Source organism: Streptomyces similanensis, assembly GCF_039543625.1.
Lineage (GTDB): Bacteria > Actinomycetota > Actinomycetes > Streptomycetales > Streptomycetaceae > Streptomyces > Streptomyces similanensis.
In genome coordinates this window covers 31,091-44,460 of the sequence record NZ_BAABKC010000067.1, presented here as the reverse complement: position 1 = coordinate 44,460, position 13,370 = coordinate 31,091, and the positions used below count along the sequence as shown (strand labels likewise).

Annotated in this window: 6 protein-coding genes; all 6 read left to right on the top strand. The window is 74.1% G+C overall.

Annotation, left to right across the window (positions count from 1 at the left end; all coding sequences use genetic code 11):
- The first annotated feature begins 22 nt into the window (after positions 1 to 22).
- The gene (asnB, locus tag ABEB07_RS22670) at positions 23 to 1,864 is read left to right on the top strand and encodes an asparagine synthase (glutamine-hydrolyzing) (RefSeq protein ID WP_345670034.1); all 1,842 of its coding nucleotides are present in this window, start codon (positions 23 to 25) and stop codon (positions 1,862 to 1,864) included.
- A 61-nt stretch (positions 1,865 to 1,925) separates the two neighbouring features.
- Positions 1,926 to 3,155 (top strand): cytochrome P450 family protein, encoded by a 1,230-nt coding sequence (locus ABEB07_RS22665; protein ID WP_345670033.1) that lies wholly within the window; start codon positions 1,926 to 1,928, stop codon positions 3,153 to 3,155.
- 36 nt (positions 3,156 to 3,191) lie between these two features.
- Positions 3,192 to 4,817, top strand: a complete 1,626-nt coding sequence (locus ABEB07_RS22660) for a (2,3-dihydroxybenzoyl)adenylate synthase (RefSeq protein ID WP_345670032.1) — start codon at positions 3,192 to 3,194, stop codon at positions 4,815 to 4,817.
- Positions 4,814 to 5,998 (top strand): cytochrome P450, encoded by a 1,185-nt coding sequence (locus ABEB07_RS22655; protein WP_345670031.1) that lies wholly within the window; start codon positions 4,814 to 4,816, stop codon positions 5,996 to 5,998. The genes ABEB07_RS22660 and ABEB07_RS22655 overlap by 4 nt, the downstream gene beginning before the upstream one ends.
- Positions 5,999 to 6,100: 102 nt before the next feature.
- Positions 6,101 to 12,760, top strand: coding sequence for an amino acid adenylation domain-containing protein (locus ABEB07_RS22650; protein ID WP_345670030.1), 6,660 nt, complete (start codon positions 6,101 to 6,103; stop codon positions 12,758 to 12,760).
- Between the two features lie 11 nt (positions 12,761 to 12,771).
- Complete coding sequence (locus tag ABEB07_RS22645) at positions 12,772 to 13,302, top strand: CobW C-terminal domain-containing protein (RefSeq protein WP_345670029.1); 531 nt, start codon at positions 12,772 to 12,774, stop codon at positions 13,300 to 13,302.
- The last annotated feature ends 68 nt before the right edge of the window (positions 13,303 to 13,370 follow it).

The following is a 13,370-nucleotide window of genomic DNA, read 5'->3' as shown; positions in this document are numbered from 1 at the left end:
GACACGAAACCGAGGAACACCCATGTGCGGAATCACCGGCTGGGTGGCGTTCGACCAGAACCTCACCCGGCGGGGCGACACGGTCGACGCCATGACCGCCACCCTCGCCGACCGGGGCCCCGACGCGAGCGGCGTGCGCCTGTACCGGCACGCGGCCCTGGGCCACCGGCGCCTCGCCGTCATCGACCTGCCGGGCGGTGCCCAGCCGATGACGGCGTCCACCCCGCAGGGCGACGTCACCCTCGTCTACTCCGGCGAGGTCTACAACCACCCGCGACTGCGCGCCGAGCTCCAGCGCTGCGGCCACCGGTTCACCACCCGCAGCGACACCGAGACCGTGCTGCGCGGCTATCTGGAGTGGGGCGAGGCCGTCGCCGAGCGGCTGACCGGCATGTACGCCTTCGCCGTGTGGGACGAGCGCCGCCAGCGCATGGTCCTCGTCCGCGACCGCATGGGCGTCAAGCCGCTCTACTACCACCGCACCCCCGACGGCGTCCTGTTCGGCTCCGAACCCAAGGCCGTGCTCGCCAACCCGGCCTTCCCGCGCCGCGTCGACGCCTCGTGCCTGCGGGAACTCGTCGGCTTCACGAAGGCACCCGGCTGGTCGCTGTGGAAGGATCTGTACGAGGTCGAGCCCGGCACCGTGCTCACCGTCGACCGCGACGGAATGCGCGAGCACACCTACTGGCGCCTGGAGACGGCGGAGCATCCCGACGACGCGGCGACGACCGTCGAACGGGTCGCCGCGCTCCTCGGCGAGATCGTGCCCGGGCAACTCGTCTCCGACGTACCGCAGTGCGTACTGCTCTCCGGTGGTCTGGACTCCAGCGCCGTCACCGCGCTCGCCGCCCGTCATCAGCAGGCGTCCGGAGACAAGCCGCGCACCTTTTCCGTGGACTTCGCCGGCTACGAGGAGAATTTCCGGCCCGACGAGTTCCGCGACACCCCCGACGCCCCGTTCATCCGTGACGTCGCCGCGCACGTCGGCGCCGACCACCGCAACGTGGTTCTCGACTCCCGCGCGCTCACCGACCCGGACCTGCGCCGCGCGGTGGTCGCCGCCCGCGACATGCCCATCGGTCTCGGCGACATCGACAGCTCCATGCTGCTGCTGTTCCGCGCAATCCGGGAGCAGTCCACCGTCGCTCTGTCGGGCGAGTTCTCCGACGAACTCTTCGGCGGCTACATCTGGTTCCACCACCCGGCGGCCCGCGACGCCGACACCTTCCCGTGGCTCGCCTTCCAGAACACCTACACCGCCGACCGCACCGAGCCGCTGCGCCCCGAACTGCGCGACGCGCTCGACATCGGCGCCTACGTCGCCGACGAGTACGCCGGCGCCGTCGCCAAGGTCGAGCACCTGCCCGGCGCGGACCCCTTCGAGCGCCGGATGCGCACCAGCAGCCACCTGCACATCACCCGCTTGGTGCGGGCCATGCTCGACCGCAAGGACCGCATGTCGATGGCGACCGGTCTGGAGGTCCGCGTCCCCTTCGCCGACCACCGCCTGGTCTCCTACGTCTACAACGCGCCCTGGTCCCTGAAGACCCTCGACGGCCGGGAGAAGGGCCTGCTCCGGCAGGCTGTCGCCCACCTGCTGCCGACGTCCGTCACCGAGCGCGTCAAGAGCCCCTACCCCTCCACCCAGGACACCGGCTACCCGGCCGCCCTCCAGGAGCAGGCCCGCCAGATCCTCGCCGACCCCGGCCACCCGGTGTTCGCCGTCTTCGACCACGACTGGGCCCGGCGCACCGCCGCCGCCGACCCGGCCACGGTGACCGGCGCCCCGCGCACCGGCCTGGAGCGCCTCCTCGACTTCCACGTGTGGGCCGACCTGTACCAGCCCGAGCTGGACCTGCCGTGAACGCCGACCCCCACGCCCCCCTGTCTCCCGCCCGCCCGCACCGTCCCACCGGAGGACCCCAGTGAACGCCCCGCTTCCCACCGCCCCGCTTCCTCTCGGCGAGGACTTCATCCAGGACGCGCACACCATCGCCGCAGAGCTGCGCGCCGCCTCACCCGTCCGCTTCGTGGAACTGCCCGGCGGGTTCCCGGTCTGGCTCGTCACCGGCCACGACGAGGCCCGTACCGCCGTCACCGACCCCCGCTTTAGCAGCGACGGCGTCTACGACCGGCTGGAGCGGCTGCGTCTGGGCGGCGGCGAGGACACCGAGAGCCACTTCGCCCCCGAGCTGGCCAAGAACCTCCTCAACCTCGACGCGCCGGACCACACCCGGCTGCGGTCCTTGATCACCAAGGTCTTCACCCCCGGCGCCGTCGCCCCGCTGCGGCCGCGCATCGAGGCCATCGCCGACGAACTGCTCGACGCCATGGAGAAGTCGGGCCCCGAGAGCGAACTCCTCGCCGACTACGCGCTCCCGCTGCCCATCCGGGTCATCTGTGAACTGCTCGGCATCCCCTTCGAGGACCGCGACCGCTTCACCGCCTGGACGCACACCATGGTCGCCGCCGTCACCCCCGAGGAGATCGGCGCCGCCTCGAAACTCATGGCGGCCTACCTCGGCGACCTCGTGGCGGCCAAGCGCCGCGATCCCGGCGACGACCTCCTCACCCGCCTCGTCCACGTCAGCGACGGCGGTGACCGCCTCTCCCGCGACGAGCTGATCGCCACCGCCGTCGTGCTGCTGACCGGCGGCTTCGAGACCACCGTCAACCTCATCAGCAGCGGCGTGCTCGCCCTGCTGCGCCACCCCGAGCAGTTCGCCCTGCTCACGTCCCGCCCCGACCTGCTCCCGCGGGCCGTGGAGGAGTTCCTGCGCTACGAGACCCCCAACAACCTCTCCAGCCCCCGCTACGCGACCGAGGACGTCGAACTCGGCGGCGTCACCATCCCCGCCGGCCACTTCGTGATGGTGTCCTGGCTCGCCGCCAACCGCGACGGCCGGTTCGCCGAGCCGGACCGGCTCGACATCACCCGCCCCGCCGGCGGCCACCTCGCCTTCGGGCACGGCATCCACTTCTGCGTCGGCGCCGCACTGGCCCGCCTGGAAGGGGAGATCGCCTTCGGCCGGCTCCTGGCCCGCTTCCCGGACCTCGAACTGGCCGTGGACGAATCCACGCTGCGCTGGCGCTTCTCCACCGCCATGCACGGCCTGGAGACGCTTCCCCTGCGCCTGATCCGCGCCACCGGCTGACGACCCGCCCACCTCCCCACCCATCGAGGACCCATCGTGCCCCTGCTCGACGGATTCACCCCCTGGCCCGAAACGACCGCCGCCCGCTACCGCGCCGAGGGCCACTGGACCGGCACCACCCTCGGGTCCGTCCTGCGCGCCGGCGCCCGCCGCGCCCCCGAGCACACCGCCCTGGTCGCGGACGGCCGGCGCCTGAGCTACGCCGAACTCGACCGGGCCGCCGACCGGGTGGCGGCCGGGCTGCGCGCCCACGGCCTCAAGCCCGGCAACCGCCTCCTGGTCCACCTCCCCAACGGCCTGCCCTTCGTCCTGACGCTGTTCGGCAGCTTCCGCGCCGGCGTCGTCCCGGTGCTCGCCCTGCCCGCCCACCGGGAGAGCGAACTCGTCCATCTCGCCCGCCTGTCCGGCGCCGCCGCCTGCGTCATGGAGAACGGCGGCGCCGAACAGACCCGGCTCGCCCAGGCGGTGCGCGCCTGCGCCCACACCGTCCGTCACGTCTTCACCGCCGGCACCGCCGAGCCCGGCCCCTTCACGCCCTTCGAGACGCTCGCCTCCGCCAACCCGGACCCCGGTAGCCCCGACGACGCGCGCCCCCAGGACGTCGCCGTACTCCTGCTGTCCGGCGGCACCACCGGTCTGCCCAAACTGATCCCGCGCACCCACGACGACTACGCGTACAACCTGCGGGCGAGCGCCGCTGTCGCCGGTCTCGACGCGAGCAGCGTCACCCTCCTCGCCCTGCCCGCCGCGCACAACTTCGCCCTGGCCTGCCCCGGCCTCCTGGGCACCCTGCACGCCGGCGGCACCGCCGTGCTGTCCCCCTCACCGGACCCGGACACCGCCTTCGGCCTCATCGCCCGCGAGCGCGTGACCACTGTCGCGCTCGTGCCCCCGCTCGTCCTCGCCTGGCTGGACGCCGCCGAACTCCTCGCACCGGATCTCAGCAGCCTCACCCTCCTCCAGGCGGGCGGCGCGCGGCTCAAGGAGGAAACCGCCCGGCGCATCCGCCCGGTCCTCGGCTGCACCCTGCAACAGGTGTACGGCATGGCCGAGGGCCTGCTGAACTTCACCCGCCTCGACGACCCCGAGGAGACGGTGTTCACCACTCAGGGCCGCCCCCTGTCCGAGGCGGACGAGGTACGCGTGGTCGCCCCCGACGGTACGGACGCCCCCGACGGCGAGAGCGGTGAACTGTGGACCCGGGGCCCCTACACCCTGCGCGGCTACTTTCGCGCCGAACGGCACAACACCACCGCCTTTACCCCCGACGGCTTCTACCGCTCCGGCGACCTGGTGCGTCGCCTGCCCGGAGGCCACATCGTCGTCGAGGGGCGCCTGAAGGACGTCATCAACCGGGGCGGCGACAAGGTCCCTGTGGAGGAGGTCGAGAACCACCTCCTCGCCCACCCGCGCGTGCACGACGTGGCCCTGGTCGGCTACGCCGACCCCGACATGGGCGAACGCACCTGCGCCTTCGTCGTCCCCCGCGGCGAGGCCCCCACCCGGCGCGACCTCATCGACCATCTGACGGCCCGTGGGCTCGCCGCGTTCAAGCACCCCGACCGGGTCCGCGCCGTCGACGGCTTCCCCCGTACCGGCGCCGGCAAGGTCGACCGCGCCGCCCTCGCCCGCACCCTGGACACCGTCGCGGAGGCACTGTGAACACCCCCGTCCCCTACCCCTTCGACAACGCCGCCGGCCTGGACCTCGCCGACGCCTACCGCGTCGCCCAGCGCACCCCGGGGCTGCTCCGCGTCCAGCTGCCCTACGGCGAACCGGCCTGGCTCGTCACCCGCCACCACGAGGCCCGCGCGGTCCTCGCCGACGCCCGCTTCTCCCGTGCGGACGCCGAACGGGACGCGCCCCGCACCACCCCGGTCAGCCCCCTCGGCCTGGTCGCCACCGACCCACCCCGCCACACCAGGCTGCGCCGCCCGGCCGCCCGCGCCTTCACCGCCCGCCGGGCGGAATCGCTGCGGCCCCGCGTCCGCGAGATCAGCGAGGACGCCATCAGGCGGATGATCGCCGAGGGCGCCCCCGCCGATCTGGTGGAGCACGTCGCGCTTCCCGTGCCGATCACCGTCATCTGCGAACTGCTCGGCGTCCCCGCAGCGGACCGCGACCGCTTCCGCGGCTGGAGCGACACCGTCCTGTCCACCAGCGGGGCGACCCCGCAGGACTTCATGGCCGCCACCGGCGCGCTCAAGGCGTACATGGGCGACCTGCTCGACCAGCGGCGGGCCGAGCCCGCCGATGACCTGATGACCGCGCTGCTGCGGGCCCGCGACGAGGATGCCCCCGACGACCGGGCCTCCCGGGACGAGCTCGTCGAGCTGTGCATCGCGATCCTGCTCGGCGGCTACGAGACCACCGCCTCCCAGCTCGCCAACTTCACCTGGACCCTGCTCACCGAACGCCCCGACGCCTTCGTCGAGCTGGCCGAACACCCGGAGCGCGCCCGGGACTGGGTCGAGGAACTGCTGCGCTACGTCCCCCTGGCCGCCTCCGCCTCCCTGCCGCGCTACGCCCTGGCGGATGTGGAGGTCGGCGGCGTGACGGTCCGGGCGGGTGAGCCGGTGCTCGTGGCGATCGGCGCAGCCAACCGCGACGCCCTGCGCTTCCCCCGCCCCGACACCCTCGACCCGGCCCGCGACACCGGCGCCCACCTCGCCTTCGGGCACGGCATCCACCACTGCGCGGGCGCCGCCCTGGGCCGGGTGGAACTCCAGGAGGGTCTGAGCGCCCTCGCCCGGCTGCTGCCCGGCTTGCGCACGGCCGGCGACGCGACCTGGAAGTCCGCGGCCTTCCTCCGGGGCCCGGCCACACTGCCGGTGCGCTGGTGACACAGCCCTGATCCGCCCCACGAGGCCGCCACGGACACCGGCACGGCGGCCGTCCCCGCCGTGCCGGCCCCGTACTCCCCCCGTTTGACAGAAGGAAGACCCGTGCTGACCGACGCGCCCGACCCGGCCACTGCCGAGACGACCGACCCGGAGGCCCTGCGCGCACGCCTCGAGGTGGTGCTCGACCTGCCGCCCGGCACCCTCCGCGACGACGACAACCTCATCTCCCTGGGCCTGGACTCCATCACGCTGATGAAGCTGGCGGCCCGTTGGCGCCGGGCCGGCGTGGACATCACCTTCGGCGCCCTCGCCGCCACCCCGACCCCTGCGGCGTGGCACACCCTGCTCTCGGCCGCGCCGGTCCCCCGAGCCGCCGCCGACACCGACGCCGCGCCCGAGGCCGGCGAGGAGGCGACGGGACCCTTCCCGCTGGCCCTGATGCAGCACGCCTATTGGGCCGGACGCTCCCCGGGACAGCGTTTGGGAGGTGTGGCCGCGCACTTCTATCACGAGTTCGACGGTGCCGGCGTGGACCCCACCCGCCTCGAAACGGCCGTACGCGCCGTCCTCGCCCGCCACGACATGCTCCGGGTCCGCGTCCTCGACGACGGCACCCAGGAGGTCCTGGACACCATCCACTGGCCCGGCCTGCGCGTCACCGACCTGCGCCACGAGGACCCCGCGGCCGAGCAGGACGCGCTGGAGCGCATCCGCGCCGCGCTCTCGCACCGCGCGATGGACATCGGCTCCGGCGAGGTCTTCGACGTCCGGCTCACCCTGCTGCCGGACGGCCGCACTCGCACGCACGTCAACCTCGACATGATCGCCGCCGACGCGCTCAGCCTGCGCGTCCTGCTCGCCGACCTCGCGGACGCCTACAGCTCGGGCGGCGAGGTGCCGCGCGCCAGGCCCGGCTACTCCTTCCGCCGTTACCTGGCCGACCGCGACACCCACCGCGCCGGCCCCGGCCGCGCCGTGCGGGAGGCGGACGAGGCCTGGTGGCGCGACCGCCTCGACACCCTGCCCGGGGCGCCCGAGCTGCCCGCCGCCGGGCACGACGCCGAGGCCACCACCGTCGTGCGCCGGCACCGGACCCTGCGCCCCGACCGGGCCGCCGCCTTCGAGGCACGCGCCCGCGCCCACGGGCTGACCCCCGCCCTGGCGCTGACCGCCGTCTTCGCCGAGGTCCTCACCGCCTGGAGCACCGAGCCCTCCTTCCTGCTCAACCTTCCCCTGTTCGACCGCGAACCCCTGCACCCGGACGTCGACGACCTGGTCGGCGACTTCACCTCCTCGGTCCTGCTCGCGTGGGACGGCACCGCGCCGGGCAGCTTCGCCGACCGGGCCGAACGGCTTCAGGAGCGCTTCCACGCCGACGCCGCGCACACCCGCCACTCCGGCGTGGAGGTACTACGCGACCTTGGCCGCCACCGCGGCGCCCAGACCCTCGCCCCGGTAGTGCACACCAGCGCGCTCGGTCTCGGGCCGCTCTTCTCCGCCTCGGTCACCCGCGTCTTCGGCGAACCGGCGTGGATCGTCTCCCAGGGCCCGCAGGTGTGGCTCGACGCCCAGATCACCGAACTGGACGGCGGACTGCTGGTCAACTGGGACGCGCGGGAGGCCGCATTCGCCCCCGGCGTCCTGGACGCCATGTTCGCCGCGTACTCCGCCCTCTTGGACCAGCTCACCGATGAGGCGGACGTGTGGACGGCGCCCGTCGGCGACCTGCTGCCCGCCGGACAGCGGCGGACCCGGCGTGCTGTGAACGACACCGGCCGCCCGCCCGGCGCCGGCCTGCGCCTGCACGAGGACTTCTTCCAGCACGCCGTCGCCACCCCCGACGCCCCCGCGCTGCTGTGGGGCACCGGCACCGAGCGGCACACCTACGGCGACCTGGCCGCCCGCGCCCTCGCCGTCGCGGGCCACCTGCACGCCGAGGGCGTGCGCGTCGGCGACCTGGTCGCCGTGAGCCTGCCCAAGGGGCCCGACCAGGCGGTCGCGGTCCTCGGCGTCCTCGCGGCCGGCGCGGCCTACCTCCCCGTCGCCGTCGACCAGCCGCCCGCGCGCCGTGCCCGCGTCCTGAGGTCCGCGGGCGCCCGCCTCCTCCTCGACGGTCTGGACGCCGCCCTCACCGCCGAGCCGCTGCCGGCCCCGGTGCCGGGCTCGCCCGAAGACCTCGCCTACGTCCTGTACACCTCCGGCTCGACCGGCGAACCCAAGGGCGTCGAGGTGGCCCACGCGGCGGCCATGTGCACCGTGGCCGATCTGCGGGAGCGCCTCGGACTCGGCCCCGCCGACCGTACCCTGGCGCTGTCCGCGCTGGAGTTCGACCTCTCCGTCTTCGACCTGTTCGCCCCGCTGGGCACCGGGGGAGCCGTCGTCTGCGTACGCGAGCCGGAGCGCCGGGACGCCGACGCGTGGCTGCGCCTGGCGCACACCCACGGGGCGACCGTGCTGAACTGCGTGCCCGCCCTGCTCGACATGCTGCTCACCGTCGCCGAGGCGGAGGTGAGTTCGGCGGAAGCGGACTCGGCCAAGGTCCGCCCGCTGCCGCTGCCGCTGCCGCTGCCGCTGCCGCTGCGGGCGGTGCTGCTCGGCGGCGACCGGGTCACCACCGACCTGGCCGGGAGGCTGGCCCGCCTGGCACCCGGTTGCCGCTTCGCCGGGCTCGGCGGCACCACCGAGACCGCCATCCACTCCACCTGGCAGGAGGTCACGCTCTCTGTCCCGGAGGACTGGAGCAACGTCCCCTACGGCCTGCCGCTCACCGGCGTACGGTGCCGGGTGGTGGACGCGCTCGGCCGGGATCGCCCGGACTGGGTGCCCGGCGAACTGTGGATCGGCGGCGGGGGAGTGGCCCGTGGATACCGCGGCGACCCCGCCCGCACCGCCGACCGCTTCGTCGAGCACGACGGCCTGCGCTGGTACCGGACGGGCGACCGCGCCCGTTACCGTCCCGACGGCGCCCTGGAGTTCCTCGGCCGCACCGACCACCAGGTCAAGGTCCGCGGACACCGCATCGAACTGGGCGAGATCGAGGCCGCCCTGGCGGCGCACCCGGACGTCGCGCGGGCCGTCGCCGTGCTGCTGCCGAGCCGCCGGCCGGCCGCCGCTGTCGTCCCCGTCGGCGGACGGGTGCCGTCGCCCGCACACCTCAGGGAACACCTCGGCACGCTCCTGCCCACCGCGATGCTCCCGGATGCCACGGTGGTGCTCTCCGAGCTCCCGCTGACCCGCAACGGCAAGACCGACCGGGCCGCCGTCGCCGCCCGTGTGGCCGAACTGGTCGTTCCGGCAAGGGGATCGGAGGCACCGGACCACCACGAGCCGCCTCGCACCGACGCCGAACGCCTCGTCGCCGCTGCCTGGGCGGACGTCCTGCGCATCCCTGAGCCGGGCCCGGGCCGCACCGACGACTTCTTCGCCCTGGGCGGCGACTCACTGCTGGCCACCCGCCTCCTGAGCCGCGTGCGCGCCGACGGCGCCCAGGGCACCGCTCTGAGCGCCCTGTTCGCCCACCCGGTCCTCGCCGACTTCGCCCAGACCCTGCACCTCGGCCCGGCCCGGCCGCCGGTCCAGCCGCCCGTACCCGACCCCGGACACCGACACGACCCCTTCCCGCCCACCGACGTCCAGCTCGCCTACTGGCTCGGGCGCGGCGAGGACTTCACCCTCGGCGGCGTCGGCTGCCACTTCTACCGCGAATACGACATCCCCGGCCTCGACGTGGCCCGGCTGGAGGAGGCCGTCAACCGCCTCGTCGCCCGCCACCCGATGCTACGGGCCGTCTTCGACGCCGACGGCAACCAGCGCGTCCTGGCCGACGTACCCCGCTTCACCGTTCAGGTCACCGACGCCGGAGCCGACGCCGAGACGGCCCGGGCAGAACTGCGCGACACCTGGTCGCACCACGTCTTCGACCCCGGCCGGTGGCCGCTGTTCAGCGTCGCCGCCGTACGCGAGGACCAGCGGGTGCGGCTCGCCCTCGGCATGGACAACCTGGTGCTGGACGCGCTGAGCATCCTCACTTTCTACGCCGAACTCTCCGCCCTGTACGCCGACCCGGACGCCGAACTGCCCCCCGTCGACGTCACCTTCCGCGACCACGTCCTCGCGGCCGGCACCGATCCGGACGAACTCCAGGCGGCCGAGCGGCACTGGGAGCAGCGGCTCGCCACCCTGCCGGCCGCACCGCGGCTGCCGCTCGCCCGCGACCCGGCCGACATCGTCCGGCCCCGGTTCGCCCGGCGCACCGCCGTCCTCGACCCAGCGGCCCGCCGGAACCTGGAGGAACGCGCCCGCGCCCACGGTGTCACCCCGTCCGCGGTGCTGCTCACGGCGTACTGCGAGGTGCTGTCCCTGTGGAGCGCCGAGCGGGACCTCACGGTCAACCTCACCCTGTTCGACCGGCGCGAGGCCCACCCCCACATCAGCCGCGTCCTGGGTGACTTCACCTCCCTGGTCCTGGTCGGCCACGAGCACCACCCGGACCAGCCCTGGCTGACGGGCGCCCGCCGTACCCAGCGCGAAATGTGGCAGGCCCTCGACCACCGTTCCCTCTCCGCCGTCCAGGTACTGCGCCGACTCGCCCGCCGCACCGGACAGGCGGACGTGACCATGCCGGTCGTCTTCACCAGCGCCCTCGGCCTGGACGCGGGCGGCGACGCGGCCGGACTCTTCACCGACCAGGTGTACGGCATCACCCAGACCCCGCAGGTCTGGCTCGACCACCAGGCCGTGGAGCGGCACACGCCCGACGGCACGGTGATCGACCTGCACTGGGACGCCGTGGCGGACCTATTCCCGGCGGGCGTCCTGGACGCCATGTTCGCCGCGTACACCTCGCACCTGGACGCCCTGCTGGTGGCCGACTGGAACGCCCCCCGGCCGGTCTGCCTGCCACCGGCCCAGCGCACGGCGCGCAACCGGGCCAACGACACGGCAGCGGAGCAGCGGGAGACCTGCCTGCACGCACCCTTCTTCCGCCACGCCGCCATCCGCCCGGACGCCCCGGCGGTTCTCACGGACGGCGCGGACGCATCCGTGACCTATGGCGAACTGTCCCTGCGCGCTCGCCGCGTCGCCGCCCTGCTGACCGCGCACGCCGTGACCCCGGGCGAACCGGTCGCCGTCTGCCTGCCCAAGGGCCCGGACCAGATCGCCGCGGTCCTCGGCGTGCTCGCCGCCGGGGCGGCGTACGTCCCCGTCGGCGTCGACCAGCCGCGCGTCCGACGCGACCGCATCGTCAGCGGGGCGGGCGTACGCCTGGCGCTGGCCGCGGGGCCCGACGAGGACTGGCCGGTGCAGGCCCTGCCGCTCACCGACGCCGACCGGCACGAGCCGGTGGAGTCGGTGGCCGTCGCCGCTCCGGACCAACTGGCGTACGTCATCTTCACGTCCGGGTCGACCGGCGATCCCAAGGGCGTGGAGATCACCCACGCGGCCGCCGCCAACACCGTCGAGGACGTCAACGACCGTTACCAGGTGAGCGCCGGCGACCGTGTACTGGCGGTCTCGGCCCTCGACTTCGACCTGTCGGTGTACGACGTCTTCGGCCTGCTGTCCGCGGGCGGCGCCCTGATCACCCTCGCCGAGAACGAGCGCCGTGACGCCCAGCGGTGGGCCGACCTGTGCGTCCGGCACGGGGTGACGCTCTGGAACACCGTCCCCGCGCTGCTCGACATGCTGCTCACGGTCGCCGAACACGAGCCGGGGAGGGTGCCGCGGAACCTGCGCCTGGCCCTGCTCTCCGGCGACTGGATCGGCCTCGACCTGCCGGAGCGACTGGCGGCGCTGCTCCCCTCCGCCCGGCTCGTCGGCCTGGGCGGTGCCACGGAGGCGTCGATCTGGTCCAACTCCCACGATGTGGAGGGCCTGCTCCCGGACTGGCCGTCGATCCCGTACGGCAGGCCGCTGCGAAACCAGGGGTACCGGGTCGTCGATCCGCAGGGCGGTGCGGACCGACCGGACTGGGTGCCGGGTGAGCTCTGGATCGGCGGCGCCGGCCTGGCTCGCGGCTACCGGGGGGCGCCGGACCTGACGTCCGAGCGCTTCGTCACCTCCGGCGGACGCCGCTGGTACCGCACCGGTGACCTCGGCCGGTACCGGCCCGGGGGAGTGCTGGAGTTCCTGGGCCGTACCGACGACCAGGTCAAGGTGCGCGGGCACCGCATCGAGCTGGGCGAGATCGAGGCCGCGCTGTCCGCCCACCCGGGTGTGGCCCGCGCCGCGGTCGCCGTGTCGGGCACCGGCGCCGCTCGCGAACTGGTGGCCGCCGTCGTCGCCGCCGGCCCGGAGGAGGGCGCCGCGCTGACCGAGGCGTTGCCACGCTGGCTGGCCGAGTGGCTGCCGGACGCGATGGTGCCGCGCCGGTTCGCAGCGCTGCCGGAGATCCCGCTGACGGCCAACGGCAAGGTCGACCGCCGGGGAGTCGTCACCGTCGTCGCCGCGCTCTCGGGCCAGGATGCGCGAGGAGATGCGGCGGCCCGGGAACTCGACCCCGTTGAGCAGTCGTTCGCGAAGCTGTGGGAGAGCGTCCTGGGCGTTCCGGTGCGGACCTCCGAGGACAACTTCTTCACCCTCGGCGGCGACAGCGTCAAGGCGGTCCGACTCGTCGAGCGGGCCGCGGACGAGCTGCGGGTACGGCTGCCCCTGGCGCGCTTCTTCGCCCGCCCGACGGTCGCCGCCTTCGCGGACCTCGCCCGTGCCGAGACTTTCCCGGTCCTCGACGGGGCAGCGGTCATGGAGGAAGGGGCCCTCTGAGCGCCAATCTCATGGGGGAAGGTGGCTTTCCGCGGACGAGCGGGGAGCCGCCTTCCCCGGGCAGCGGGTGCCCGGGCGATGACCACGGCGTCACTTCCTTGCTCTGGCGGGCGCGACGGCTGGCTCACCTTGAACGGCTGGCAGAGATACTTCCGCAGGTCATGCTCGGAGTCGTCCGCAGCTGCGGACATCTCTGGCTGGCCACCCGCCCCGACACGGTCGTGAGTTGGCGGTCGGCCGGAGCCGACATGGAGCTGTGGGGGGAACGGGACCTGGCTGACCGGCGAGGCCACTGCGGTCTGGCGGGCGGCCTCCCAGCCCACCGGACCATGGCGTCCTGGTTCTGGGACGACCGCTTCGGTGAGCGGCGTACCGAGGTCGTCCCCACCGGCACCGGGCTCTGCGAGAGGCGAGTGCACGACCTTCTCGACGCAACACTGCTGACCGACTCCGAGCTGGCGTCCGGTTCCAAGGCATGGCGCACTTTCCCGGACCCGCTTCTGGGGGAGCCGGGCGCGAGCGGGGACCGCGGTGGTGGGTGAGGCGTTCTTTCCAGCGTGTGCTCGGTCCACTCCTCGGTCCCGAACTTCGTCCGGACCAGTTCCTCGGC